Origin of the sequence: Lentzea nigeriaca (assembly GCF_016907955.1) — a bacterium.
In the GTDB taxonomy this organism is placed as follows: domain Bacteria; phylum Actinomycetota; class Actinomycetes; order Mycobacteriales; family Pseudonocardiaceae; genus Lentzea; species Lentzea nigeriaca.
In genome coordinates this window covers 67,380-92,839 of record NZ_JAFBCX010000011.1, presented here as the reverse complement: position 1 = coordinate 92,839, position 25,460 = coordinate 67,380, and the positions used below count along the sequence as shown (strand labels likewise).

Annotated in this window: 26 protein-coding genes; 18 read left to right on the top strand and 8 right to left on the bottom strand. The window is 69.6% G+C overall.

The window, feature by feature from the left end; translation table 11 throughout:
• Nucleotides 1–146 precede the first annotated feature (146 nt).
• The gene (locus JOD27_RS31920) at nt 147–338 is read left to right on the top strand and encodes a S1 RNA-binding domain-containing protein (RefSeq protein WP_204766020.1); all 192 of its coding nucleotides are present in this window, start codon (nt 147–149) and stop codon (nt 336–338) included.
• Nucleotides 339–509: 171 nt separating this feature from the next.
• On the opposite strand, the gene JOD27_RS31915 is transcribed toward JOD27_RS31920, so the two are convergent.
• The 3 genes from JOD27_RS31915 to JOD27_RS31905 are packed head-to-tail and all read right to left on the bottom strand — an operon-like array spanning nt 510 to nt 2,713.
• Entirely contained in the window at nt 510–1,370 is an 861-nt protein-coding gene (locus JOD27_RS31915; protein ID WP_204766019.1) for a hypothetical protein, read from the bottom strand.
• Nucleotides 1,367–1,825: a hypothetical protein gene (locus JOD27_RS31910; protein ID WP_204766018.1), complete on the bottom strand. Its 459-nt coding sequence runs from the start codon at nt 1,823–1,825 to the stop codon at nt 1,367–1,369. The genes JOD27_RS31915 and JOD27_RS31910 overlap by 4 nt, the downstream gene beginning before the upstream one ends.
• Before the next feature lie 15 nt (nt 1,826–1,840).
• Nucleotides 1,841–2,713 (bottom strand): alpha/beta fold hydrolase, encoded by an 873-nt coding sequence (locus JOD27_RS31905; RefSeq protein ID WP_239569824.1) that lies wholly within the window; start codon nt 2,711–2,713, stop codon nt 1,841–1,843.
• 49 nt (nt 2,714–2,762) lie between these two features.
• Between JOD27_RS31905 and JOD27_RS31900 the strand changes: the two genes are divergently transcribed.
• Nucleotides 2,763–4,409 carry an AfsR/SARP family transcriptional regulator gene (locus JOD27_RS31900; protein WP_307830449.1) on the top strand — a complete coding sequence of 549 codons (1,647 nt, stop codon included), beginning with the start codon at nt 2,763–2,765 and terminating at the stop codon, nt 4,407–4,409.
• Here the strand turns inward: JOD27_RS31900 and JOD27_RS31895 are convergent.
• Together JOD27_RS31895 and JOD27_RS31890 are read right to left on the bottom strand one after the other, a co-directional pair.
• Nucleotides 4,404–4,880 (bottom strand): hypothetical protein, encoded by a 477-nt coding sequence (locus tag JOD27_RS31895; RefSeq protein WP_204766015.1) that lies wholly within the window; start codon nt 4,878–4,880, stop codon nt 4,404–4,406. The genes JOD27_RS31900 and JOD27_RS31895 overlap by 6 nt on opposite strands.
• Nucleotides 4,880–6,313 (bottom strand): helix-turn-helix domain-containing protein, encoded by a 1,434-nt coding sequence (locus JOD27_RS31890; protein WP_307830448.1) that lies wholly within the window; start codon nt 6,311–6,313, stop codon nt 4,880–4,882. The genes JOD27_RS31895 and JOD27_RS31890 overlap by 1 nt, the downstream gene beginning before the upstream one ends.
• A gap of 381 nt (nt 6,314–6,694) precedes the next feature.
• Here JOD27_RS31890 and JOD27_RS31885 point away from each other — a divergent pair, with 381 nt between their 5' ends.
• The 7 genes from JOD27_RS31885 to whiA all read left to right on the top strand — a co-directional run bounded on the left by JOD27_RS31885 (nt 6,695) and on the right by whiA (nt 13,844).
• Nucleotides 6,695–7,189, top strand: coding sequence for a hypothetical protein (locus JOD27_RS31885; protein ID WP_204766013.1), 495 nt, complete (start codon nt 6,695–6,697; stop codon nt 7,187–7,189).
• 96 nt (nt 7,190–7,285) lie between these two features.
• Nucleotides 7,286–7,600, top strand: coding sequence for a Rieske (2Fe-2S) protein (locus JOD27_RS45385; protein ID WP_307830447.1), 315 nt, complete (start codon nt 7,286–7,288; stop codon nt 7,598–7,600).
• A 106-nt stretch (nt 7,601–7,706) separates the two neighbouring features.
• A complete protein-coding gene (locus tag JOD27_RS31875; protein ID WP_204766011.1) occupies nt 7,707–8,171 on the top strand; it encodes a Rieske (2Fe-2S) protein in 465 nt (154 codons plus the stop codon).
• Nucleotides 8,172–8,213: 42 nt separating this feature from the next.
• Nucleotides 8,214–10,124, top strand: coding sequence for an excinuclease ABC subunit UvrC (uvrC, locus tag JOD27_RS31870; protein WP_204766010.1), 1,911 nt, complete (start codon nt 8,214–8,216; stop codon nt 10,122–10,124).
• Nucleotides 10,125–11,035: 911 nt separating this feature from the next.
• The gene (gene rapZ / locus JOD27_RS31865) at nt 11,036–11,893 is read left to right on the top strand and encodes an RNase adapter RapZ (RefSeq protein WP_204766148.1); all 858 of its coding nucleotides are present in this window, start codon (nt 11,036–11,038) and stop codon (nt 11,891–11,893) included.
• 5 nt (nt 11,894–11,898) lie between these two features.
• On the top strand, nt 11,899–12,867 hold the full coding sequence (locus JOD27_RS31860) for a gluconeogenesis factor YvcK family protein (protein ID WP_204766147.1): 969 nt from the start codon (nt 11,899–11,901) through the stop codon (nt 12,865–12,867).
• Entirely contained in the window at nt 12,858–13,844 is a 987-nt protein-coding gene (whiA, locus tag JOD27_RS31855) for a DNA-binding protein WhiA (RefSeq protein ID WP_109637858.1), read from the top strand. The genes JOD27_RS31860 and whiA overlap by 10 nt, the downstream gene beginning before the upstream one ends.
• An 18-nt stretch (nt 13,845–13,862) precedes the next feature.
• Here the strand turns inward: whiA and JOD27_RS31850 are convergent, their stop codons facing one another.
• Entirely contained in the window at nt 13,863–16,217 is a 2,355-nt protein-coding gene (locus JOD27_RS31850; protein ID WP_204766009.1) for an ATP-binding protein, read from the bottom strand.
• Between the two features lie 89 nt (nt 16,218–16,306).
• On the opposite strand from JOD27_RS31850, the gene JOD27_RS31845 reads away from it, so the two are divergent.
• The 7 genes from JOD27_RS31845 to JOD27_RS31815 all read left to right on the top strand — a co-directional run bounded on the left by JOD27_RS31845 (nt 16,307) and on the right by JOD27_RS31815 (nt 20,788).
• Nucleotides 16,307–16,519: a hypothetical protein gene (locus JOD27_RS31845; protein ID WP_204766008.1), complete on the top strand. Its 213-nt coding sequence runs from the start codon at nt 16,307–16,309 to the stop codon at nt 16,517–16,519.
• A gap of 114 nt (nt 16,520–16,633) precedes the next feature.
• Nucleotides 16,634–17,638 (top strand): type I glyceraldehyde-3-phosphate dehydrogenase, encoded by a 1,005-nt coding sequence (gene gap / locus JOD27_RS31840; protein ID WP_204766007.1) that lies wholly within the window; start codon nt 16,634–16,636, stop codon nt 17,636–17,638.
• A 17-nt stretch (nt 17,639–17,655) separates the two neighbouring features.
• Nucleotides 17,656–18,849: a phosphoglycerate kinase gene (locus JOD27_RS31835; RefSeq protein WP_204766006.1), complete on the top strand. Its 1,194-nt coding sequence runs from the start codon at nt 17,656–17,658 to the stop codon at nt 18,847–18,849.
• The gene (gene tpiA, locus JOD27_RS31830; RefSeq protein ID WP_204766005.1) at nt 18,849–19,637 is read left to right on the top strand and encodes a triose-phosphate isomerase; all 789 of its coding nucleotides are present in this window, start codon (nt 18,849–18,851) and stop codon (nt 19,635–19,637) included. Before JOD27_RS31835 ends, tpiA begins: the two co-directional genes overlap by 1 nt.
• 95 nt (nt 19,638–19,732) lie before the next feature.
• Nucleotides 19,733–19,978 carry a preprotein translocase subunit SecG gene (secG, locus tag JOD27_RS31825; RefSeq protein WP_030470276.1) on the top strand — a complete coding sequence of 82 codons (246 nt, stop codon included), beginning with the start codon at nt 19,733–19,735 and terminating at the stop codon, nt 19,976–19,978.
• Nucleotides 19,979–20,043: 65 nt separating this feature from the next.
• Complete coding sequence (locus JOD27_RS31820) at nt 20,044–20,388, top strand: RNA polymerase-binding protein RbpA (RefSeq protein WP_030470277.1); 345 nt, start codon at nt 20,044–20,046, stop codon at nt 20,386–20,388.
• Nucleotides 20,389–20,587: 199 nt separating this feature from the next.
• On the top strand, nt 20,588–20,788 hold the full coding sequence (locus tag JOD27_RS31815) for a hypothetical protein (RefSeq protein WP_204766004.1): 201 nt from the start codon (nt 20,588–20,590) through the stop codon (nt 20,786–20,788).
• A 13-nt stretch (nt 20,789–20,801) separates the two neighbouring features.
• On the opposite strand, the gene JOD27_RS45380 is transcribed toward JOD27_RS31815, so the two are convergent.
• Nucleotides 20,802–21,650 carry a hypothetical protein gene (locus JOD27_RS45380; protein ID WP_239569820.1) on the bottom strand — a complete coding sequence of 283 codons (849 nt, stop codon included), beginning with the start codon at nt 21,648–21,650 and terminating at the stop codon, nt 20,802–20,804.
• Between the two features lie 217 nt (nt 21,651–21,867).
• Between JOD27_RS45380 and JOD27_RS31805 the strand changes: the two genes are divergently transcribed.
• Together JOD27_RS31805 and JOD27_RS31800 are read left to right on the top strand one after the other, a co-directional pair.
• Complete coding sequence (locus JOD27_RS31805) at nt 21,868–22,491, top strand: hypothetical protein (RefSeq protein WP_307830445.1); 624 nt, start codon at nt 21,868–21,870, stop codon at nt 22,489–22,491.
• Nucleotides 22,488–24,086, top strand: coding sequence for a serine/threonine-protein kinase (locus tag JOD27_RS31800; protein WP_307830444.1), 1,599 nt, complete (start codon nt 22,488–22,490; stop codon nt 24,084–24,086). The genes JOD27_RS31805 and JOD27_RS31800 overlap by 4 nt, the downstream gene beginning before the upstream one ends.
• On the opposite strand, the gene JOD27_RS31795 is transcribed toward JOD27_RS31800, so the two are convergent.
• Nucleotides 24,083–25,363 carry a sensor histidine kinase gene (locus tag JOD27_RS31795; protein WP_204766002.1) on the bottom strand — a complete coding sequence of 427 codons (1,281 nt, stop codon included), beginning with the start codon at nt 25,361–25,363 and terminating at the stop codon, nt 24,083–24,085. The two genes, JOD27_RS31800 and JOD27_RS31795, sit on opposite strands and share 4 nt — an antisense overlap.
• Between the last annotated feature and the right edge of the window lie 97 nt (nt 25,364–25,460).

The following is a 25,460-nucleotide window of genomic DNA, read 5'->3' as shown; positions in this document are numbered from 1 at the left end:
TGTGGTGGTTAATGTTCGTGGCATGACTGCCGGGTCGGCCTTGTGCCGTGAGCGGAACGGTTGCCCGGCCCTGACTTGATCAGGGCCCCTCCTGCCCCCGCGCTATCCGTCTTGGGATACGCGCTCGGGAGAGGAGGTGATGCGCAATGCTTCCCAACGTTGGTGATGTCTTCTCGGGAAAGGTCGTCAAGACCCTCCCGTTCGGTTCGTTCGTCGAGCACCCCGCCGGTGCACACGGGCTTCTGCACGGCCAGCAGCCCGAGGTCGGTTCGACCGTGCAGGTGAAGGTGCTCATGGTGGACGCCGACAAGCACCGGTTCAGCCTTGAGCTGGCCTGAAGCGTGAGCGACACCGGACAGTGAGTTCGCGTCGGTCGTCCGGTCAACCGCTCGTGCCGAATTCGGCGAAGCCCAATTCGGTGCGAGCGATTCGGCCGGACGACCGACTCAAAGGCGAACTCACCGCCGTCTCCGGAGGAGCGGCAGTCAGGCACAGCGCCCTGCCCGAGTTCACGGTTTGCGGTAGTCCGCGCACTCCACGATCAACCGGTCGTGGAGTGTTCTGCGATGCCCTTGTTCCTGGGGCGCCCGACCGAGCGCGTTCGCCGGGCTCGTGACGTCGTGCAGCAGCCGGTACAACACGACATCCGTTGCGGTGTAAAGCCAATCGTCCGCCTTGCCGGGCGGTGCGGCCGGTCCGAGCATGTTCTCGAACCACGCCGGGAAGAGCAGATCGTTCGCGACCGCGTCCTCGATGCGGGTGCGGATCAGCTCGCGTGCCTCCGCGATGGCTTCGTTGCCCGCTGACTTCACAGCGGTGTCCTTGGCGTGCTCGTCTTCGTCCGGTGCTTCCGGGCGTTGCTTGCCTGCGATCGCCTGCCACTGCTTGTACTTCTTGCGCCACAACGCTTCCGCGTTCGGCGGCAGCGTCGTCAGCGCTTCGGCGGCGTCGATCGCCTCGTGCGCCAGCCGGTCGTACTCGGAGATGGCCTTGCGCCTGGTCTTGGCTTCCTGCGGCGTGAACGTCCTGCGCGCGTAGGCTTCCTGGCCCGCGAGAATCCTGGCGATGAGCGGCTTGCCGATCTCCGGCCAGTTGTCGAAGTCCGCCTTCCGCGTCTCGCCCGCGCGGACCTTCCTGTTGAGCGCCACCAGAAGCCGCTCCAGCCGGTGCACGCTGTCCGCGAGTTCGGTGACGCGGTCGTTGGTCTTGGCGATCTTGCGCGTGGTGTCGCGGATCTGGTTCGTGGTGCTGAGTTTGTTCTGTGCCGCGTCGGTCTGGGCGTTGTCGATGCGATCACCGAGGGACTTGAGGTCCTTCTTGAGCCGCTCGACCTTGTCGTCCAGGGCCTTGACCGGGTCGATGTTCTTCATCGGATCCTCCACGCCCACCACGCGACGCCCGCCACCACGGCCAGGGCGGCCCAGCCGTGCGCCAACGGCGTCAGCAGGACCGCCAGTCCGGCCGCCGCGATCGCCGCCGTCCTCGCCCGCGGCTCCCAGATCCCGTGGCCGGTGGGATCCACGAGCACCGCGGCCGCGACGGCCACCGCGAGCAGGACGGACAGCAGGGACCAGCCGTCGAACCAGCCGATCACCACGACGAGGGCCGCGATGGCCGTACCCGCCGCGATCGCCCTGTTCGGGATGGTCAGGCGGGCCGCCTCGACGTCGTGGCGGGCCTGCAGGACGGCCTCGACCTCCTTGCCGGTGTCGGCGAGGAGGGAGGGGAAGTCGGGGCTGCCGGGTCCCGCTGCCTGCAGTGCCCGTAATGCTGTTCGCAGCGCGTGCTGGCGGTCGGCCAGGCGGGCGAACGGTTCGGCTGCCATGCCCCGAAATCGTGATCAACGAGCCCCGTGGGCCGCCAGACCTGTCGCCTGAGTTGGTCCGGTTGCCGACGAACTTCCCTCATCCGGAGCAACGAGGTCCCTGATGAGCCGAACGACCTCGTCCGGTGCCTCCTCGGCCATGAAATGACCCGCACTGGTCGTGGTGTGGCGGAGGTCGGTGACCCACTTGCGCCAGAGCTCGGTGGGGTCGAAGCCGAGCTGGCTGCCCCAGTCCTGCTGCATGACCGCCACGGGCATGGTGAGCTTCCTGCCCGCGTCGAGGTCGGCGCGGTCGTGCTCGACGTCGACGGTGGCGAGGGCGCGGAAGTCTTCGATGATCGACGGGATCGCGTTCCTGCAGGCTTCGAGGTACTCGTTGCGGACCTCGGCCGGCATGGGGCTCGTCGACCACGCGTCGAGGAAGTGGCCGAAGTACGCGTCGGCGCTGTTGGTGATCATCTGTTGCGGGAGTTCGGTCTGCTGCGCCATGAGGTACAGGTGGAACGCCACCGCTGCTTCGCGTCCGTGCAGGACGTTCCAGGTGTCGTAGGCCGGGACGCTGTCGAGCAGGGCGAGGTGGCTGATCCTGCCCGGGTGGTCGAGGGCGGCGCGGAAGGCCACGTGGACGCCCCGGTCGTGGCCGACGAGCGCGAACCTGCCGACATTCAGCTCGTCGGCCAGGTCGATGACGTCCTGGGCCATCGTGCGCTTGTCGTAACCGTCCCGCGGCTTGCCGCTGGCGCCGTAGCCGCGCAGGTCGGGGCAGATGACGGTGTGGCTCCTGGCGAGTTCCGGGGCGACGTGCCGCCACATCAGGTGGGTCTGGGGGAAGCCGTGCAGCAGGATGATCGGCGAACCCTCGCCGGTGATTGTCGTGTGGAGCTTCATGTGGTCAGCATCGGGCGGCCTGATCAGCAGCCGATTAGCATCCACGTTCGTGCAGATCAGGGTGCTCGGACCGGTCACGGTCATCGGCACTGATGGTCGTGTCGTCGCCGTCGGCAGCAAACGCCGCCGTGAGCTGCTCGGTCGTCTCGTGGCGGCCGGTGGCCGGGTCGTGTCGCTCGAGGCGCTGATCGACGACCTCTGGGAGGACCCGCCCGCTGGTGCTGTTGGTGCGGTCCGCACGTTCGTGTCGGAGCTGCGCGCGGCCTTGGGATCGGACGTCATCGAGACGGTTGGTCGCGGCTATGTCCTTCGGGCTGCGGACGTGGACGTGTGGCGGTTCGAGAAGTCGCCGTCGTCCGTCAGCTGGGGCGAGCCCTATGCCGATCTCGACCCGTCGCCGTGGGTGTTGCAGGAGCGCGCTCGGCTGTTGGAACTGCGTGCGCGCGCACTGCTCGACCAAGGCCGTGGGGCGTCGTTGGTCTGTGAGCTCTCATCGTTCGCCGCGGCGCATCCGTGGCGGGAGAAGGCCCAGGTCCTGCTGGCGCACGCGCTGTACCAGGACGGGCGGCAGGTCGAGGCGCTGGACGTGCTGCGCGAGGCCCGCGGCAGGCTGGTCGACCGGTTCGGGCTGGACGCCGTGCCCGATCTCGACCGCGCCGAGGACGACATTCTTCGCCACGCCGTTGCTCGGGGTGGCTCGTACGCGCGGTTGCGGTCCGCGAGTGTGGTCGCTGGGGAAGCCGCGTTGACGGGCGGTTTGGCGCTGGCTCAGGCACAGCGGTTCGCCGCGGTCGCCGAGGCCGAGCGGCTGGGCGACCCCCTGCTCACCGCTCGCGTTCTGACCGCCTACGACGTGCCGTCGAACTGGACCGTGCCGGACGACGCCGCGCGGGCTGGGGCGCTGGTCGAGGCGGCTCGCCGCACGCTGCGGCTGCTGCCCGCGGATGCGCCGGTCGCGTTGCGGGCGCGGCTGCTCGCCGTGATCGCCCTGGAACATCGGGGGACGCGGGACCTGTGGGCGGCCGAGGCGGCGTGCGAGGCCGAACGGCTGGCCCGTGAGCTGGGTGATCCGGCCGTGCTCGTGGTGGCGTTGAACGCGCGGTTCATGCAGTCGTTCCAGCAGCCTGGACGGTCCGCCGAACGTGCGCGGATCGCTGCCGAGTTGATCGAGGTGTCTGCCCGGCACGACCTGCCCGCGTACGAGACCCTCGGGCATCTCGTGGGAATGCAGGCATGGTCGGCGTTGGGGGACTTCACCGCGGCCGCACGTCATGCGGCCGCGGTCGAGCAGCTGGCCGAGATCCACGAGACGCCGCTGGTGCACGTCTTCACCGCGGGGTTCCGGTTGATGCGTGCGCCGGATGAGGCCGGCTATCGCGCGCTGGACCTCTCATGCATGCCCGGCGTGGAGGCCGGGTTCCTGCCGCTGGCGTTGCTGTCGCTGGGACTTCCTCCCGATCTGACGCTCGACTGGGGGCCGTACCGGCCGTGGGCCGAGGCGCTGGTGATGGCGGACCGGGACGTGCCGACGCCGCGTGCCGACCACTACTACGAGGTGCTGTGGTGGATCACGGCACGCATCGCGGAGCAGCGCGGCGACGAGGTGCTCGCCGCGGCCGCCCGTGAGGCGCTCGAACCTGCGAGCGGCGAGATCATCGGCGGTACCACCGCGATGATCTCGTTCGGCCGGCTATGACTTGCGGCGTGCTTCCGGAGGCCACACGACCTCGATCGGCACGCCGGACGCCCGCGCCTGCTCCACCACGTCCGCCGTCCCGCCCTTGCCCTGCGCCGGCACCCCGTCCCACACCGCCACCAGCAGCTCGACCGACGCGAGCATGCGTTCGTTGGCGGCCACGTAGGCGAGCCGGCCGGACGACATGTGCGGAAGGACGCTGACGACCGTGGCGGCCGCACGCAGCTCGTCGTACTCGGCGACCTGATGCGGCTTGAGCTTGTCCCGGTAGTCGAGCGCCGGCAGCACGACCTCGACCTGGCCGCCGAGGCCCAGCACCGCCCGTGCGAACACCTGGTCGGCGCCCGGCGCGAGGCACGTCACGCCGACCAGGGGTTGCCCGAGCCGTTCCAGCACCTCGGTGATCGCGGCCCGGACGGCCGGGACGCACTCGGGCACCAGGTTGGTGTGTCCGGTGATACCGACCCGCATCAAGCCGTCCGGATCGCTCTGATGGCGTCCCGTGTCTCCTGCACGGCGCGGATGTGGCGGTGTCGTGCCGCTTCCTTGGCGAAGTCCTCCAGCTTGCGGAGCACGCGCCCCGAGGAGAGCCTCGCCGCGGTCGGCAGGACATCGTTGATCAACCCGCACGCTGCCTCCGGGTCTCCCGCGACCATCTTGGTGCGCGCCAGTCCGATCACGTCGAACGCGCGGTTGCGCACCTTCGACGGGTCCCGCAGCTCCAGTGCCCGCCGGATGTGCTGCTCGGCGAACACGGCCTGGGCCGGATCGTGCATGGCGAGGTCGCGGCACCGCGCCCCGATCACGCCCTCCAGCTCGGCCTCGTCGAAGCTGTGCAGGTAACGCGGCTCGTTGTCCTCTGCTCGCTGCGAAAAGCTGTCCTGGGCCATGCCGACGGCCTGATGGAACTCGCGGACCTTGCCCATCTGCGCGTACGCCCACGCCTCACGAGTGAGGAGCAACGCCTTCAACGTCGGCGTGCCCGTGCGGCGCGTGCCGTACTGGCCGAGCTGGACCAGTTCGAGCCCGTCCTCCGGCCTGCCGAGATCGAACATCTGCCGCGCCATGGCCGCGAGGCACAGGGCCGCGAAACCGTCGTTGTGGCCCGCCTTCGCCATCCGGACGGCCAGCACGTAGTAGCGCTGGGCCGCGTTGTGCAGGCCCTGGTCGAACGACATGCTCGCCGCCACCTTGGACAGCTCGGCGCCGATGAAGAACGCCCGTTCCGTCGTCGGACCCGCAGGCGCGCGCTGCAGCCGTTCGGCCAGCTCGTCGAGCTGACCCAGCACGGCCTTGCGCGCCAGTCCGTACCCACCGCGGCCGCCCCAGCCGCGCAGCCCGTCCGCGACGCGCTGCAGGGCTACGAGCTCCTCCTCGCTGATCGCCGAGTGCGACGACCACTTCGACAGGTTCTGCAGGGGGTGCAACCACCGCTGCAGCGGCTCGACAAGCGCGGACCCCACCGTCACCGCGGCCGCTCCCGTGAGCGCCGCTCGTCTGCTGATCGCCAAGTCGCTCCTCGCCGTCTCCTCGACCGAACGGGCAATGCTCGTCGCCTCCCACGGAGCGCCGAGCACATCTGGCGGGCCGGTTTCGGGGGAGCCCACCTGAGCTGGGATGACGGCGCGGTCGAACCACAGTCGTTCGCCGGGCACCCCGAGCACGAGCGCGAAGTGGCGCAGCCGGTCGAGCCGGTCGATCTGGTTCTCGCCCGACTCGTAACGCGACAGCTGCGCCTGGCTGATGCCGAGCCACGCCGCCATGCGGTCCTGCGTGACGCGGCTCAGGTGCTGGGGGTGATGCCGGTACGCGGAGATCAGCGCACCCATGTCGCGGTCGGAGCAGGCGGCCACGATGGCGGGGTGGTCCCAGAAGTCGTTGGGGACCTCTGGCGGGCCGTGCACGCTGGAACGAGCGTTGCGACGGCAGCGGTGACAAAGCCGATCGGTGTTGTCAGCGGCGATGAACGCCCCACACGGGCAAGCGCGCCTGGATTTGGGTCTCGCGGTATCCATCGGCATCGCCCCCGTCACTGAGCGTTTTCCAAGTGTACGGAGACGTGATCGTCAGTCCATCCATCTCATGCATAAGACGTAATGGATTCGCGTGTCGCAGTACGGATACCTCCGTGCGGCGGATGAGCTTCATGCGTTCGCTGCATGAGGCTCATGCACCGGCCGAGTGGTGTTGGCGCGAAGTGCGACGCACTCTGCACATCGCAGGTCGCGGGCCGATCCCCGTGGCGTTGCCAGTGCCTGACCCACCAAAGGGGAGGACGACCGCCGATGAGCATGACGACAGCGGAGACCGGCACGGGGAGTGCCCGGATCCCACAGAACAGGGGACACGAACGGGCGATCGGGGAGGCCGTAGCCGGCTACCGGTTGCTCGGCTGGCAGGTGACCGTCACCGAGCAGGGTGTGTTCCTACCCCTCGGGCCCGCCACCACCGCGCTGGCGATGCCCGCGCGCATCGGGTCGCGCGTGCTCGCCGACCTGAAGTCGCGCATGCTCGCCGGCCCCGTCACCGTCATCCCCGGACCCCGCGAACACTGGATCTTCCTGGCCGAGCTGGTGGCGTTGCTCCCCACGCACCTGAAGGCACCGCCGGAGGTCCAATTCGTGCGATCCCCGCACCGGATCGCGCTGCCACCCACGATGACCAGGTACGGATCCCTCCGCTGGGCCAACCCGCCGTCGCACTCGCGGCACTGGTTCCCGCCGTTCACCGCCGTGCTCGCGCTGGCCCGGACGGCTGCCGCGGAGGACCAGCGCCGATAATCGGCGCTCGTGGACCGTCGTTCTGTGTTGATGTTGTGTGGGCTCGCTGCCGCCCTGAGCGCCTGTGGCGAGCCCGCTCCTCGCAAGACGGGTGGCGTGGGGACCGCCCGGCCGGGCGATCGCGTGACTCCCGCCGCTTCCGTTCCCGTCGGCAGCGGTGTGCTGGTGGACATGCCCGGTAACGCTCAGCTGCTGGTCGTGCAGCCTTCTTCGGGTGAGTTCCGCGCTTTCAACCCCGCCTGCCCGCACGTGGGCTCGTTGGTCAACCCTCCCGCCGGTGGTGTCATCACCTGCCCGTTGCACGGGAGCGCTTTCGACCCTTCTTCCGGCGAGGTCCGCAAGGGACCTGCGGCTTCGGGACTGACTTCGGTCGCTATCGCGCTTTCAGGTGAAGATCTCGTGCTCGCCTGATACCTGTGAGGTTGCTGTGCATTGGGCTTCGCGCTGAACTCTCGCTGACCGGTTCGCGTAATGCTGTGGTGTGACCCCGGACACCCACCACCACGGAGGAACGGTCGTGAACACCGAAAGCCCGGTCAGCAGGCGGGCGGCGCTGTGCGGCATCGTCGTCGCACTCGCCGTGCCGAGCGGTCTCGTGACCGCGTGCAGCTCGTCGGGTTCTCCCAGCACTGGATCCACGCCCACGAAGGGTGGTTCCACTCCGACTGGTTCTGCCGGATCTTCTCCCGCCAAGCTCGTGGCGCTCGCTGATGTCCCCGAGGGCGGCGGCGCTGTCGTGGACGGCCCCGGCGGCACGAAGATCGTCGTGGCACGCCTGTCCGCCACCGAGGTGAAGGCGTACGACGCGACGTGCCCGCATCAGGGTTCGACGGTCGGGGAGCCTTCCGGCGGCACGATCACGTGTCCTTCGCACGGCAGCCAGTTCGGTGCTTCCGACGGCAAGGTGAAGAAGGGCCCCGCGACGTCGGGACTGCGCGCCGTCGGCGTGCGCGTCGACGGCGACCAGGTCGTGCTGACCTGACCGTTTCGGTTTCTGTCAGACCACGTCGTTAGTCTTGAACACGTGGCAGATCCTTCGACGTACCGCCCCGCGGTGGGCACGATTCCCGAGGCTCCCGGCGTCTACAAGTTCCGCGACGCCGGTGGCCGGGTCGTGTACGTCGGCAAGGCGAAGAGCTTGCGCAGCAGGCTGAACTCGTACTTCGCGGATCTCGCCGGCCTGCACCCGCGCACCCGCCAGATGGTGACGACGGCGGCCTCCGTCGAGTGGACGGTCGTCACCACCGAGGTCGAGGCGCTGCAGCTCGAATACAACTGGATCAAGGAGTTCGACCCGCGGTTCAACGTCCGCTACCGCGACGACAAGTCGTATCCGGTTCTCGCCGTGACGCTGTTCGAGGACTACCCGCGGCTGCACGTGTACCGCGGGCCCCGCAAGAAGGGCGTGCGCTACTTCGGCCCGTTCGCCCACGCGTGGGCGATCCGCGAGACGTTGGACCTGCTGCTGCGCGTCTTCCCGGCGCGCACCTGCTCCGCCGGGGTTTTCAAGCGGCACAACCAGATCGGGCGCCCCTGCCTGCTCGGGTACATCGACAAGTGCTCGGCGCCTTGTGTGGGCAGGGTTTCCGCCGACGAGCACCGCGCGATCGTCGAGGACTTCTGCGACTTCCTGGCCGGCAAGACGGACCACATGATCCGGCGCCTGGAACGCGAGATGACGGCGGCCGCCGAGGAGCTGGAGTTCGAGCGCGCGGCACGGCTGCGCGACGACCTGGGCGCGTTGCGCCGTGCCATGGAAAAGCAGGCGGTCGTTCTCGGCGACGGCACGGACGCGGACGTGATGGCGTTCGCGCAGGACGAGCTCGAGGTCTCCGTCCAGGTCTTCCACGTCCGCGGCGGCCGGGTCCGCGGCCAGCGGGGCTGGGTGCTCGACAAGGTGGAGGCGGTCGACGACGCCGCCCTGGTCGACCAGTTCATCATGCAGTTCTACGGCGACAACACGGAAAGCACGCCGCGCGAGGTCCTCGTCCCGGTGCTGCCGGACGACGCCTCGGCGCTGGAGGACCTGCTGTCCGAACAACGCGGCTCCCGAGTCGTTCTCCGCGTCCCGCAACGGGGCGACAAGCGCGCGCTGATGGAAACCGTGGCCCGCAACGCCGCGGAAGCCTTCGCCCAGCACAAACTCCGCCGCGCCGGCGATCTGACGGCCCGCTCGGCAGCGCTGCAGGAGCTGCAGGACGCGTTGATGCTCGACACGGCCCCACTCCGCATCGAGTGCATCGACATCAGCCACGTCCAGGGCACCGACGTCGTGGCATCGCTGGTGGTGTTCGAGGACGGTCTGGCCCGCAAGTCCGAGTACCGCCGCTTCGCCATCCGCGAGGCCGCCACCGAGGGCGACGTCGCCTCCATCGCCGAGGTGGTCCGCCGCCGCTTCCAGGCGATGCTCCGCGAAACGGCGTCCGGCGGCCCCAACCCGGGCATCGACCCGGACACCGGCAAACCCCGCAAGTTCGCCTACCCGCCCAACCTCCTGGTGGTCGACGGCGCGGGCCCCCAAGCCGTGGCGGCGGCCGACGTCCTCGCCGAACTCGGCATCAACGACGTGGCCGTGGTGGGCCTGGCCAAGCGCCTGGAGGAGGTCTGGGTCCCCGGCGAGCCCGACCCGGTGATCCTCCCGCGCACCAGCGACGCCCTGTACCTCCTCCAGCGAGTCCGCGACGAGGCCCACCGCTTCGCCATCGCCTACCACCGCCAGAAACGCTCGAAGCGCATGATCGCCTCCGAGCTGGACGGCGTCCCCGGCCTCGGCGAAACCCGCAAAGCCGCCCTGCTCAAACACTTCGGCTCTGTCCGCAAACTCCGTGAGGCCACAGTGGACGAAATCAGCGACGTCCCCGGCGTGGGCCGCCGCACCGCCGAAGCCGTGGTGGCCACCCTCGCCACCCCGGCGTCCGAGGGCAAGCCCCGATGAGCCCACTCCCGGCCACCCGCGCCCTGACCGAGGGCCCCGCAGTCGCGGAAGCCGCGTCGCTCCGCGCGGTGCACGACGTGGCCGGCCAGCCGAGGGACCGGGTGACGGCCGCCGCGCTGGGTGGCGCGGCCTGCCGCGACGCAGGAAAGGTGCTGCACCTCAGCGGGTTGTCGGGGCCAAAGTCTGTTCAGGTGGCGGACGTGCCGGGTGGTGCCGCCATCCGCGGCGCCGGAAAGGTGCCGTACCCCAACGGGTTGCGGGAACCGGGCTCTGCCCAGGCCGGGGACGTGCTGGTGAGCTTCTCCGGGGTGGCGGGGCGGCGTGAACCTCATTCGCCGCGGTTACGCCGTCACCCGCGACGCCGAAAGGCGCCGCACCCCAGCGGTTTGCCGGAACCAGGCTCTGCCGCGGCGGAGGTCGTGCCGGTGAGCCCGTCCGCGGTGGCGGAGCGCCGCCACCCACGACATCGGCAAGGTACTGCACCCCAGCGAGTTGCCCGAGCCGAACGCCGCCCACGCGGAGGACTTGCCGGTGAGCCGCCCAGCAGCGGAGGGGCGGCGGCGCGAACCTCATTCGCCGCACCGGTCACGCCGTCCCCACCGGCCCCGCACGTCCCACCCGCCCCGCACACCCCCGCCCTCCGAACAACGATCTGGGCGACGACAACCGACCCGGCACACGAGACGTCTCAACCCCACGGGCAGGTCATGAGGTGTGCGTGGCGTGATCGCGGACACGGCGCAGGCGTCTCAACTGCCGAACCTGCCGCGCGCAAGGACCATACGGGTGGAGACTCACACCTGAGGCGTGCCGTGAGCGGCGCCACCAACGCAAGGCTTGCCCAAACGAGAGCGCCAGTTCGCTCATGAACAGGTAACGGAGTCGTAGTCGTGAACGCGGAGAAGTCCGGCATCGAAGTCGCCGTGGTGACCGGGCTGTCCGGTGCGGGCCGCAGCACCGCGGCCAAGTGCCTGGAGGACCTCGGCTGGTTCGTCGTGGACAACCTGCCGCCCGAGCTCATCGCCACCATGGTCGAGCTCGGTGCGCAGGCGCGTGGGGCCATCACCAGGGTCGCTGTCGTCATGGACGTGCGGAGTCGCGCGTTCACCGAGGACCTGGCGTCCATCATCAAGGATCTGGACGCTCGCGGGTACAAGCCGCGGGTGTTGTTCCTGGAGGCGACGGACGCCGTGCTGATCCGCCGGTTCGAGGCGGTGCGGCGTGGTCACCCCATGCAGGGGGACGGGCGGTTGCAGGACGGCATCGAGGCCGAGCGGATTCTGCTCACGCCGCTCAAGCAGGAAGCCGACCTGGTGCTCGACACGTCCGCCCTCAGCGTGCACCAGCTGCGCGCCAAGATCGAGGACACCTTCGGCTCCGAGGCGGCGTCGCGGACTCGGGTCACCGTGCTGAGCTTCGGGTACAAGTACGGGCTGCCGATGGACGCCGACCTCGTCATGGACGTGCGGTTCCTGCCGAACCCGTTCTGGATCCCCGAGCTGCGGGAGCAGACCGGGCTCGACGGCGAGGTGCGCAACTACGTGCTGTCGCAGGAGGGCGCGGACGAGTTCCTCGACCGGTACCACGAGCTCCTCAGGCTCATCGGTGCCGGCTATCGGCGTGAAGGGAAGCGCTACCTGACGCTCGCCATCGGGTGCACCGGTGGCAAGCACCGCAGTGTGGCCCTGTCGGAGGAGCTGGCAGCGCGTCTGGCGTCCGAGGACGGCGTGGCGGTCAAGGTTGTGCACAGGGATCTGGGACGCGAGTGACGAAGTTGAAGGCTGTTGCCCTGGGCGGCGGGCACGGGTTGCACGCGACGCTGACGGCGCTCAAGCGGATCACCGGTGACGTGACGGCCGTGGTGACCGTCGCGGACGACGGTGGCTCGTCGGGGCGGTTGCGGCGGGAGATCCCGTACCTGCTGCCGCCGGGGGACCTGCGCAAGGCCATGGCGGCGCTCGCGGGGGAGGACGACGAGAGCAGGCTCTGGACGTCGCTGTTCAAACACCGGTTCGGTGGCACGGGGGCGCTCGCGGGGCACGCGGTCGGGAACCTGGTGCTCGCAGGGCTGCTCGAGCAGCTCGGCGATCCGGTCAAGGTGCTCGAACACGCCTCCAAGCTCCTCGGCGTGCGGGGCCGGGTGCTGCCGATGTCCAACCAGCCGCTGGACATCGAGGCCGATGTGACCGGGCTCGACGAGGACGTGAACGACGTGCGGCGCATCCGGGGGCAGGTCGCCATCGCGACCACGCCGGGGCTCGTGCAGCGCATCCGGTTGACTGCCCCGAACGGGCGACCTGTCGGCTGTCCGGACGCCGTGGAGGCTGTACTTGACGCCGATCTCGTGCTACTCGGGCCCGGATCGTGGTTCACCAGCGTGTTGCCGCATCTGCTCGTGCCCGAACTGCACGACGCGCTCGTGCGCACGCGCGCCACGAAGGTCCTGGTGCTCAATCTTGTCCCCCAACCGGGCGAAACCGCCGGTTTCTCTCCGGAGCGGCATTTGGACGTAGTCTGCGAACACGCACCCGAGCTGAAGGTGGACGCGGTCATCGCGGACGTCGACTCGGTCCCCACCCCGGACCGGTTGACACGCGCCGCCTCGGCGCTGGGAGCGCGGACGCATCTGGCCAAGATCGCCGCACCGGACGCCGCCGAGCGGCATGATCCGGAGGCACTGGCCGGTTGCCTGATGCAGGTGGTCGATGAGACCGGAGTGGGAGGGACAAGCCCGTGGCGATGACGTCGGCGGTCAAGGACGAGCTGAGCAGGCTCGCGGTATCCAAGACCTGTTGCCGCCGCGCGGAGGTGTCCTCCCTGCTCAGGTTCGCCGGTGGCCTGCACATCGTGTCCGGCCGAGTGGTCGTCGAGGCCGAGCTCGACCTCGGGTCGGCCGCGCGCAGGCTCCTCAAGGAGATCCAGGCTCTCTACGGTCACCACGCCGAGGTCTTCACCATCCAGTCCAACGGGCTGCGCAAGGGCACCCGCTACGTCGTGCGCGTGGTGAAGGACGGCGAGGGTCTCGCGCGCCAGACGGGTCTGCTCGACCCGCGCGGCCGTCCGGTCCGCGGGCTGCCCGCGCCGGTCGTGTCCGGTGGCGTGTGCGACGCGGAAGCCGCCTGGCGCGGTGCGTTCCTCGCGCACGGCTCGCTGACCGAACCCGGCCGCAGCTCGTCGCTCGAGATCACCTGTCCCGGCCCGGAGGCGGCACTCGCGCTCGTCGGTGCGGCGCGCAGGATGGGCATCTCGTCGAAGTCCCGTGAGGTGCGCGGGGCCGAGCGCGTGGTGATAAGGGACGGCGACGCGATCGGCGCCATGCTGACCAAGCTCGGCGCGCACGACAGCGTGCTGGCCTGGGAGGAGCGCCGGATGCGGCGCGAGGTCCGCGCCACGGCCAACCGGCTCGCCAACTTCGACGACGCGAACCTGCGCCGGTCGGCCCGCGCGGCGGTCGCGGCGGCCGCGAGGGTGGCCCGCGCGCTCGAGATCCTCGGCCCCGAGGCGCCCGACCACCTGGCCGCCGCAGGCCAGCTCAGGCTCGCGCACCGCCAGGCGTCGCTCGAGGAGCTGGGGCAGCTGTCCGACCCGCAGATGACCAAGGACGCCGTCGCCGGCCGCATCCGGCGCCTGCTCGCCATGGCGGACAAGCGCGCCAAGGACCTGGGACTGCCGGACACCGAGTCCGCCGTGACCGCGGAGATGCTCGAAGCCGAGGTCTGACCGGAGTCGGCGGGGCCGTCACGCCGTGTGGCGCCCCGCCCACACGGCCAGCTGGGCCCGCGACCGCAGTCCCAGCTTGGCCCTCGCGTGGGTCACGTGCCGGGCGACGGTGTGGGTCGAGATCCCCAGCCGCTGCCCGATCTGCCGGTTGGTGAGCCCTTCTGCCACGAGAGTCGCGACGTGCAGCTCGCGGGCCGAGATCACCGCGTCGTCGTCCTCGGCGGCGGGACGCGCGGTCAGGGCGTAGGAAATGGCTTGGGGCAACGACATCCGCTCGCCGGTCGACTCCGCTGCGCGCAACCGGCCGGCCGTGATGCGGCTGCGGCAGACCGACCGAGCCTCGTCCAGCAGTTCCTGCCAGTAGGGCTCCGCGCGGAAGTCGTAGCGCGTCCGCACAACCGAGGCGGCGGTCAGCAACGACAGGGCGCGCTCGTCGTCGGAACCGACGCCGACCAGCCCCAGCGCCAGGCCCTCCAGGTCGTAGAACTGGTCCATCGGGTGCTCCGACCCCACCTCGAGGCTCTCCCGGAACAGGTCCACCGCCTCGGGAAAGCTCTTGCGCGCCAACGCGATCGCGCCCGCGGTGTGCAGCGCGGGGTTGAGCAGGTGCGGCAGGCCCACCAGCCGGATCAGGGCCAGCGACTCACGGACCAGTGGTGCGGCCGGCTCCGCCTCACCGTGCTGCAGCAACGTCCAGCCGTAGGAGTTCAGCAGGACACCGCGGGCGAGCTTGTCGTCCGAGGAGCGCAGGAGTTCCACCGCCTCGTCGAAGAGCTGCCAGGCCAGCTCGGGGTTGCCCGTGTGGGCCTCGGCGGAGGCGAGCACCTCCAGCGCGCGGGCGAGCGTGCCGGGGCGGCTCGCGTCGGCGCGTTCGATAGCCAGCGACTCCTGGGCGAACCTTCGAGTCACGTGCCAGCCGCCGCGAATGCGGTGGTGCATGGCCGCGAGGACGGTCAGCACGCTGCGGTACGACGGCGGCAGGGGCTGGGACAGTGCGCGGTGCAGCAGCTCGGTGGGTGCGCCGCGAGGGCCGCGCGGGTTCGAGGTCCAGGCCGTGGCGACGATCGTCAGCGCGTGCCGCGGCCAGTCGCCCGTCTCGGCGCTGCGGCTCACGGCGAGCTCGACCAGGCCGATGTTGCGCTCCAGGCGCACGACCACGGACGGCGCCGGGAAGAACGACGAGATCTCCGGCTCCACGACAGAACAGACCCAGTCGACCACGCGGTCGGCTACGAGAGGGACGTCGCCGTGTTCGATGGCACGTTCGCGGCAGTAGAGGCGGATCGACTCCAGCTGGCGGAACGTGGTGTGCCCGGAGGTCCGCTCGACCACCAGCAAGGACTTCTGTTCGAGGCTGGTCAGCAGATCCAGCGCGTCGGGCACGCCGCAGACGGCGCTCGCGACGCCAAGGTCGAACGGCACGCCGAGCACCGCCAGGCGACGGCAGGCGGCCTGTTCCTCGTCGGAGAGCAGGTCGTAGCTCCAGCCGATCGCGGCGCGCAGCGTGCGGTGGCGGTCGTCGGACGCACGCGGCCCAGCGGTCAGCAGTGCCAGGCGATCACCGAGCCTCGCCAGCACGTCGGCGGGGGAGAGGACGGTGCTGCGGCGCGCGGCCAGTTCGATGGCGAGCGGCATGCCGTCGAGCGAGCGGCACACGGCGACGACATCCGCGACGTTCGCGGCATCCACCTCGAACGAGCGGTCTACCGAGACGGCACGATCGCGATAGAGGAGCACGGCGTCGTAACGCAGCGCTTCCGTCACGTCGGATCCGACCGGCGGCAGATCCAGTTCCCCGAGCGCGAATACCTGTTCTCCCGCGAGACGGAGAGGCTCGCGGGAGGTCGCCAGCACGCGCAGCCGCGGGCAGCAGGCCAGCAGCTCCGACACGACGTCGGCGACGTCCGCGAGCAGGTGCTCGCAGTTGTCGAGCACGAGCAGCGGACGCTTGTGCCGTTCGATCTCGGCGATGACGGCGTCGCGCACCGAGCGGTTCGGCAGTGGGTGGGCGCCGACGGCGTGGTAGACGGCCTGCGCGACGCCGGACGCGGGCACGAGCGAGGTCCACCACACCTGATCTGCGCGTTTGCCGACGTGCTGGACGGCCAGCCTGGTCTTGCCGCAGCCCGCGGGGCCGACCAGCGAGACGAGCCGGTGCTCCGCGCCGAGCCTGGCGAGCGCCGCCAGCTCCTCGCGGCGGCCGACGAAGGTGTCCAAAGGTGCGGGAACGCCGGAGTCGTGCGGTGCGTCGTCGCGGGCGGAGGAGCGTTCGCGATACGCGCGCTGCCGACACGCGTTGGAGCAGTAGCGGCGGCCGGAAGGCGCGTCCTTCAGCGGGTTTCCACACGTCACGCAGGCGGCGTTGGCCGTCATGAGCAATGACCGTACCGGTGCGTAACGGTCCGTAACACCCGCTGTTTCGGGGTATTGAAGGCTCTTCGTCGCGTGGACACGATCCGGTCATGACAGCGCAGACGAGACCGGGAAGCACCCCACCGCTCGTGCCGCCGCAGGATCGTGAGGTGGTGGACGAGTGGCTCGCGCGGATCGGAGCCGTCGTCGGCAGCGACGCGGTGGACGACAGTCCGGAGGCGTGCCGCACCGCCGCGGAGGCAGCGGAGGAGCTGAGCGCGTACCTCTGGATGCTCCGCGCCCTTCGCCGCCGAACGGCCTAATCAGCGCCACTTTTTCTGGCTCGATCAAGAGATACGTACTATCCGTGTGACCAGCGGCGCAGTTCGACAGATAGGCTGGGCGTGTTCCTGCCAGTCGAACACAAGGAGTCCGTCGTGACGGTTCGTGTAGGTGTCAACGGTTTCGGTCGCATCGGGCGCAACTTCTTCCGCGCCGTGAGGGCCGCAGGCCACGACATCGAGATCGTCGCGTTCAACGACCTCGGTGACGTCGCCACCATGGCCCACCTGCTGAAGTACGACAGCATTCTCGGTCGTCTGGACGCCGACGTGCAGGTCACCGAGGAAGGCATCTCCGTCGACGGCAAGGTCATCAAGGCCCTGGCCGAGCGCAACCCGGGCGCCCTGCCGTGGAAGGACCTCGGCGTCGACGTCGTCGTCGAGTCCACCGGCTTCTTCACCGACGCCACCAAGGCCCGCGCGCACGTGGACGAGGGTGGCGCCAAGAAGGTCATCATCTCCGCGCCGGCCAAGAACGAGGACCTCACCGTCGTCATCGGTGCGAACGAGGACAAGTTCGACGGTTCGCAGACGATCATCTCGAACGCGTCCTGCACCACGAACTGCCTCGCGCCGCTCGCCAAGGTGCTGCACGACAGCTTCGGCATCGAGCAGGGCCTCATGACCACGATCCACGCGTACACGCAGGACCAGAACCTGCAGGACGCGCCGCACAACGACCTCCGTCGTGCCCGCGCCGCCGCGCTGAACATCGTGCCGACCTCGACCGGTGCCGCGAAGGCCATCGGCCTGGTGCTGCCGGAGCTCAACGGCAAGCTCGACGGTTACGCGCTGCGCGTGCCGATCCCCACCGGCTCGGCCACCGACCTGACGGTCACCCTCAAGCGCGAGGTCACCGCGGACGAGGTCAACGCCGCGTACAAGGCCGCCGCCGACGGCCCGCTGGCCGGCATCCTCAAGTACTCGACCGACCCGATCGTGTCGGCCGACATCGTCACCGACCCGCACTCGTGCATCTACGACGCGCCGCTGACCAAGGTCATCGGCAACCAGGTCAAGGTCGTCGGCTGGTACGACAACGAGTGGGGCTACTCCAACCGCCTCGCGGACCTGGTCAAGCTCGTCGCTTCCAAGATCTGAGCAAGGGCGGAAAGTCAGTGAAGACTCTCAGCGACCTGCTCGCCGAGGGTGTCGCGGGTCGGCGCGTCCTGGTGCGCGCCGACCTGAACGTCCCCCTCGACGGCGACAAGATCACCGACGACGGCCGCGTGCGCGCGTCGGTGCCGACGATCAAGGCCCTGGCCGACGCGGGTGCCCGCGTGATCGTCACCGCTCACCTCGGCCGCCCCAAGGGCGAGCCGGACCCCGAGTTCTCCCTCGCCCCGGCCGCCGCTCGCCTCGGTGAGCTGCTCGGTTCCGAGGTCGCGCTGGCTTCGGACCTCGTCGGCGACTCGGCGAAGTCCGTGGTGGCCGCGCTGACCGACGGTGGCGTCGTGATGCTGGAGAACGTCCGCTTCGACGCCCGCGAGACCTCGAAGGTCGACGCGGAGCGCGAGGCGCTGGCCGCTGAACTGGCAGCGCTCGCCGACGTCTTCGTGTCCGACGGCTTCGGTGTCGTGCACCGCAAGCAGGCGTCGGTCTACGACGTGGCGAAGAAGCTGCCCGCGTACGTCGGCGGTCTCGTCGACGCCGAGCTGGGTGTGCTGCGCAAGCTCACCGACGACCTGGAGCGCCCGTACGTCGTGGTGCTCGGCGGCGCGAAGGTGTCCGACAAGCTCGGCGTCATCGCGAACCTGCTGACCAAGGTCGACAAGCTGCTGATCGGCGGCGGCATGGCGTACACGTTCCTCAAGGCCCAGGGCCACGAGGTCGGCACGTCGCTGCTGCAGGAAGACCAGCTCGACCAGGTGCGCGGTTTCCTCGCCGAGGCCGAGAAGCGCGGCGTGGAGCTCGTGCTGCCGGTCGACGTGCTGGTCACCGCCGAGTTCGGCAACACAGAGCACTCCGTCGTGGCGACCGACGCGATCCCCGCGGACAAGATGGGCCTCGACATCGGCCCGGAGTCGCGCGAGCTGTTCGCGTCGAAGCTGGCCGACGCCCGCACGGTGTTCTGGAACGGCCCGATGGGCGTCTTCGAGATCGAGACCTACGCCGGCGGCACCCGCGCCGTCGCGGAGGCCCTGGTCAAGTCCGAGGCGTTCACCGTCGTCGGTGGCGGCGACTCCGCGGCGGCCGTCCGCGCGCTGGGTCTGCCCGAGGACGGTTTCTCGCACATCTCCACCGGTGGTGGCGCGTCTCTGGAGTTCCTGGAAGGCAAGGAACTCCCCGGCATCAGCGTTTTGGAGTCCTGATGGCAGCCCGGCTCCCGCTCATCGCGGGCAACTGGAAGATGAACCTCAACCACCTCGAAGCGATCGGCCTCGTGCAGAAGATCGCCTTCTCCCTGCCGGAGAAGTACTTCGCCAAGGTCGAGGTGGCCGTTCTCCCGCCGTTCGTCGACATCCGCAGCATCCAGACGCTGGTCGACGGCGACAAGCTGCTGATCAAGTACGGCGCGCAGGACATCTCGCAGCACGACTCCGGCGCCTACACCGGTGAGGTGTCGGGCCCGATGCTCGCGAAGCTCGGCTGCCACTACGTGGTCGTCGGCCACTCCGAGCGCCGCGAGTACCACGGCGAGACGGACGCGCTGGTCAACGCCAAGATCAAGGCGGCGCTGAAGGTCGAGGTCACCCCGATCTTCTGCTTCGGCGAGAAGCTCGAGACCCGTGAGGCCGGCGGCCACCTGGAGCTGGTGCGCCAGCAGCTGGAGGACGGCCTGAAGGGCTTCACCGCCGAGCAGGTCGCCAAGATCGTGTTCGCGTACGAGCCGGTCTGGGCGATCGGCACGGGCCGCACGGCGTCGTCGGCCGACGCGCAGGAGGTGTGCTCGCTGGTCCGCTCGTTCGTGGCGGAGAAGTTCGGCGAGGAGACCGCGGCCGTCGTTCGCGTGCTTTACGGCGGTTCGGTGAAGTCCTCGAACATCGGTGAGCTCATCCAGCAGAAGGACATCGACGGCGCTCTCGTCGGCGGTGCGAGCCTTCAGGCCGACGAATTCACCAAGCTGTGCGCTCTGGCTGCGGGCGGCCCTCTACCCTAAGTTGATCTGGATAAACCCGTAAACCCAACTGGTTGCACACGTTCGGCAGTCGAACAGGTACTCTATGGCGTCGGCTGCCTGACAGCGAGGAAGAAATGATCCTGTTCCTGCAGATCCTGTTGATCGTCTCCAGCGTGCTGCTGGTGCTGCTCGTGCTGCTGCACCGCGGCCGAGGTGGCGGCCTGTCCTCGCTGTTCGGCGGCGGTATGCAGTCGAGTCTGTCCGGTTCCTCGGTCGTCGAGAAGAACCTGGATCGTCTGACGCTGTTCGTCGGCGCGGTCTGGATCATCGCGATCGTGGGCATCGGACTGCTGATCAAGCTGCCCGGCGCGGGCAGCTGATCTCCGTTCAGCGGCAGAAGCCCTCAGGGGCTTGGGGTAACCACTTGGTGGGGGTGTAACGGTCGATGTCCGGTGGTAACGCGATTCGCGGTACCCGCGTCGGCGCAGGCCCGATGGGCGAGTCGGAGCGCGGCGAGTCCGCGCCCCGCCGTCGGGTGTCGTACTGGTGCGCGAACGGTCACGAGTCCCGGCCTTCCTTCGCGGTCGACGCGGAGGTGCCGGAGAACTGGGACTGCCCGCGTTGCGGCCTGCCCGCTGGGCGGGACGAGCAGACGCCACCCGCGCCTCCGCGCAACGAGCCGTACAAGACGCACCTTGCGTACGTGAAGGAGCGGCGCTCCGACGCTGATGGTGAGGCGATCCTCGAAGAGGCTCTCGCCAAGCTGCGCCGTCAGCGGGAAGAGCCGTAAGCCTGGCTCGGCGATCAACGGCTTCAACGCGAAAGGCCCCCTCGCCGAGGGGGCCTTTCGCGTACTTTTTTCGCGTTGTTGAGGCGTACGCGGGGAGCTTTCGTACGCTCCTGGCGTACGAAAGCTCCCCGCGTACTGCTAGTAGAGCGTCGCGGCTTGGTTGTGCTCCGTTGAGTCGGGCAGGGGGCTGGGCGGTCTGGTGCTCGTCACCGAAAGCCCGGATGGTCGCGCTCTCATGCACGTCGCTGCCGAGATGGCGGTAGAGAAATGCCGACGCAAACGCTCGCTGATCACCCCAACTGCTGCCAACCGTGCAGTTGGCAGCCATGAGAGCGCGATCTTCACGATCGAAGCGCGGCTGCCTGCCGAAATCACCTCACTTTCACATCCCAAGAGATAGCTGCAACAAGCTGCTAGCGGCGCAGGCCGGTGAACTGGCGGCGCAGCATCGCGGCGCCCACCAGCAGGAAGAACAGCAGCACCACGAGGGTGCTGGTCGTGCCGCCTGACGAGCTTGAGAGCGTCACGTCCACGTTGCCCACCAGGGTGATACCGCATTCGGCGCGGACCTTGTGGCGGCCCGGCTCGATGTTCGCGAACCTCACCGGAGAGGTGAACTCGCCGTTCTCGTCGGCTACGGCGTCGCCTACGTCCTGGCCGAGTGACTTCAGGGTCACCTTGGCGCCCTTGGGGCAGCCCGTGCCCGTTGCGGTCAGGGGGTCGCCGGGCTGGATGTTGTCCTTGTCCAGGACCAGGACGCCGTCACCGGGGTTGGACGGCTCGCTGGAGGACGAGGACGGGGACTCCGAGGACGGAGGAGTGGTCTCCGTGGTCGTGGTGGTGACCGGGGCTGTGGTGGTCGTCGTGACCGGAGGGCGCGTCACGGGCGGCTTGGTCACCGGCGGATTCGTCACCGGCGGCTGCGTCACGGGAGGCTGGGTCGTGGTGGGTGGCGGTGGCACGACGACGCGCAGCCCCGTGGACACCTTGTTGCAGCTGTTGTACGCATCGATGGTGTGCGACCCGGCGGTCGTGCTCGCGGGCACGGTCGCCCCGACCGACCCGCTCGCGGCCGAGGCCGCAGAGGCGACCTGCGCGCCGTCCAGCGTGAAGGTGATGGGACCGACGATGCGACACGGCCGGAAGTTGTTCCAGGAGATGGTGATGTTGCCGCCCGCTGTGGCAGGCTGCGGCGCCGCGGTCACCACGGCCGGAGGTACCGGCGTGGTCGTCTGGGCCGTGGCCGGTGTGGCGCCGAGCACCGTAACACCAGCGGCTATAGCCACGAGTAAGCCTAAAGACCGCATTCCCTCTCCCCGGATCAGAACCTAAGGTGCGCTAGTGAGACGTCGCTTGGCCGGTGCAGGTTTACTGCTGTGGTGCGGAATTATGCTGCTGCCGTCAACGGCCTCCGCACAGGACGGGTCTGTTCAGCTCGAGGCCGATGTGGACGGTAGGCCGGTTGGAGCAGGGACCCTCGTGCTGAACCCGGCGGAGACCGCGAAGGTCTCGGTCACGGTCCGCAACAACACGAACACCGTGCAGCGCGTGAAGACCGTGCGGATCAGCGGGACGGCGCTCGCGTTGACCTTCTTCTCCTACGACACAACGGTTCCGTTCGACGTGCCGCCCAGGTCGGAGGAGACCCGGTCGTTCCCGCTGGAGCCGACGGACCTGGGTGCGCAGGCGATCGGTCTCCTTCCGGTCACGGTCGAGGTGATCGACGTGCAACGGGAGTCCATCGCCTCGGTGCGGACGACCGGGGACGTGCGGGGCTCGCTGTGGTCGGTGTACGGCGCGTTCGGGCTGGGAGTGCTGGTGTTGACGGCGTTGTCGTGGGCCGGTGCCCTGATCGCGCTGGCTCGTCGCCGGCTGCCCTGGAACCGCTGGCAGCGGGCCATGCGGTTCCTGCCTGCCGGGATCGGGACCGGTCTCATCGCGGTGATCTCGTTGTCAGTGCTGCGATTGGTGGCGCCGTCGCCGACGGCCGAGATCCCGTTCATCGTGGGTGCCGCCGCTGCCGCGTTGCTTCTTGGCTATGTGACACCGCATCCCGGTGAGCAGCAACCGTCCGAAGTGGAGACCGTGAGGATTCAACGGTGACTCTGTCCAGTGTGGTCGCCGCGCTGCCGCAGTACGCCGTCGGCGAGCAGATCGGCGAGGGCGGGATGGGCGTCGTCTACGGCGGCGTGCACCGTCAGCTCGGCCGTCCTGTTGCCATCAAACGGCTGCCGCACGCGGTGGCCGAGGACCCGCGGATGAGCGAGCGGTTCGAGCACGAGGCGCGGTTGCTCGCGCGGCTCGACCACCCGCACATCGTCCCCGTCTACGACTACGTGCGGCAGCAGGGTGAGCACCTGCTGGTGATGGAACGCCTCGACGGAGGCACCGTCTGGTCGCGGTTCGCGAGCGACGGGCTCACCGCGCAGCAGTCGTGCGCGATCGTGCTCGCGACGCTGTCCGGGCTGCACGCGGCGCACGAGGCCGGGGTGCTGCACCTCGACGTGAAGCCGAAGAACCTGCTCTTCACCTCCAACGGGGTCGTGAAGGTGGCGGACTTCGGCATCTCCCAGGTGGTGTCGGAGGGTGCGACGCTCGTGACGCACGGCGGCGCCGTGCTCGGCACGCCCGCGTACATCGCGCCGGAACAGGCGATGGGCAACGCGCTCACGCCAGCCGCCGACGTCTACGCGACCGGCACCGTTCTCTACGAGCTGCTGTCCGGCGACCTGCCGTTCGAACGCGGTGGCGGCCCGCTCGCGATGATCCAGAAGCGGGTCTACCAGGATCCGCGGCCGTTGCAGAACGTGCCGGAACCCCTTGCGGGCGTGGTGATGCGGAGCATCGCGCGGGATCCGAGCGCGCGCTACCGCAACGCCGAGACGTTCGCGATCGACCTCGCGGGCGCGGCCGGCACGTTGTTCGGCCCCGACTGGTTGCCGCGCCTGGGGATTCCCGTGCACCTCGCGCCACAGGTGTCGGCGTCGTCGACCCGTCCGTCGCTGCGGCCGGTCGAGCGCGACACGGTTTCGCTCACGCAGCAACCGATCCGCGCCACGCTGGTGGACCCGATCCCGGCCGCGCGGCTGGGCGGCAGCAGCACGCTGGTGCCCGCCGCGTCGGTGATCAAGCCGCCGTCCACGCCGTGGGCGCTGTGGCTGGTGGCCGTGATCGCGTTGCTGGCGCTGGTGGCCGTGCCGTTCCTGGTGTCCGGCAGGCAGCTGGTCGAGATCAGCCAGAACCTCGCGGATCCCGTTCGAGAGCAGGGAAACCAGCTCGTCGTGAACCTCGCGGGCATCGAGCTGGCGAACGTCGGGCGCGGACCGGACGGGTTCGAGCTGCCCGGTGCCGCGCGGTGGATCGTCGGCGGTGCGGTGACGGCCTCCGTGGACGGGCGGGAGTTCCTGCTCGTCTCGAACCAGACGCCGTGGCTCAGCATCATGGGGACCGGCTCGGCCCTGCTGCTGCTCTTCACGCTCGCGTACCTGGAGTCGAACCTGCGGGCGTTGCGCCGCAGGCAGACCGGCATGGCCGCGGTGGTCGCGTCGGTGCCGCTCGGGTTCGGGCTCGGCCTCGCCGTGTGGCTGCTCGTGTCGGTGGTGCTGAAGCACGAGCCGACGCTGCCGATCGCCCTCACCTGCGGGGTGCTCGGAGCGGCGGCGGCACTGAGCGCGTCGCTCGCCTCCAAACGCGCCTAGCCGGTCCATCCTGGCTGGTCGGGCACCGTCCGCTGCTTCGGGAACGACGCCGTCACCAGGAAACCGCCCTCCTCGGTCGGCCCCGCGGAGAACTCGCCACCCAGCAGCGTGGCGCGTTCCCGCAGCCCCACGAGGCCGTGACCGCCGCTGGGCAGGGACGAGGACGCGCTCGACGGTGGCGTGTTGCGCACCTCGACCAGGACGTCGCCCGCTGCGTCGTCCGCGTCGATGAGGACCGTCGCGCTCGCCCCGACGGCGTGCTTGCGGATGTTGGTCAGGGCCTCCTGCACCGTCCGGTACACCGCGCCGGACACCGGTGCGGGCAGGTCCTCGACCGGGCCCTTGAGCTGCATCGTCACCTCGAAGCCCGCGTCGGCGGCCAGGTCGGGCAGCTCGTCGACGCCCGGCTGGCTGTCCTCGGTCGTGCGCAGCACGGACACGAGCTGGCGGAGCTCGTCGAGGGTGCGGGTCGACAACGTGCGGATGGTGCCCGCGACCTGCTTGTGCTCGGCGTCGGCCACGGCCATGCGCAGCGCGCCCGCCTGCATGGCGATGAGGCTGACCTGGTGGGACACGACGTCGTGCATCTCGCGGGCGAGCTTTGCCCGTTCGTCCGCGCGGATGGCGTGCGCGTGCAGCACACGTTCCCTCTCGCGTGACTCGGCGAGTTCGGCGATGCGGTTCGACAGCTCCTGGCGTGCGTGTGCCAGGAGGGCGACGGCGATCGGCAGGCCCGCCGTCAGGAAGCCGGAGATCGCCGAGGCGAAGTGGCCGTACGGGGGCCGTTCGATGAACTCCGACGGCGGCCACGCCATGAACCTGCTCAGCCACACCAGGACGCCGGCCACGATGGTCTGCCAGGAGGTGATGTAGCGGCGGGCCACCGTGTAGAGCGCGATCATCGACGCCAGCTGCGCGAAGCCCGTGAAGAAGCCGGGGATCGTCAGCAGGGCGACGACGAACGGGAAGCGGCGCCTGCCCACCAGCACGACCGCCGAGATCCAGGAGAGCCACTCCGAGTGGACCGGCACCTCGGGCATGCCGACCGGGTCGGCCTTCACCCACCGCAGCCGCAGCCAGGCGTCGAGCAGCGCGATGAGCACGAGTCCCACGTCGAGCAGGACCATGCGGTAGTCGCCGAGCAGCGACCTGCGCGGGCCGGCCTCGGCATCTGTGGCCGCCGCGCGGTGCGCCGGAAGGAGCGTGGTGGTCAGGATCCGGCCTCCCCTGTCAGGCGTTCGGTCCTCACCGTACTGCGCGTATGCCGCGGTTGGCATTGGCTGCCCCTTCACCCCGACCTGCCCCGTCACGGGGATAGACATCCCCAGACGCGGATTGGTACGGCGCTCTGCCCACATATGTGCTACCGCACAC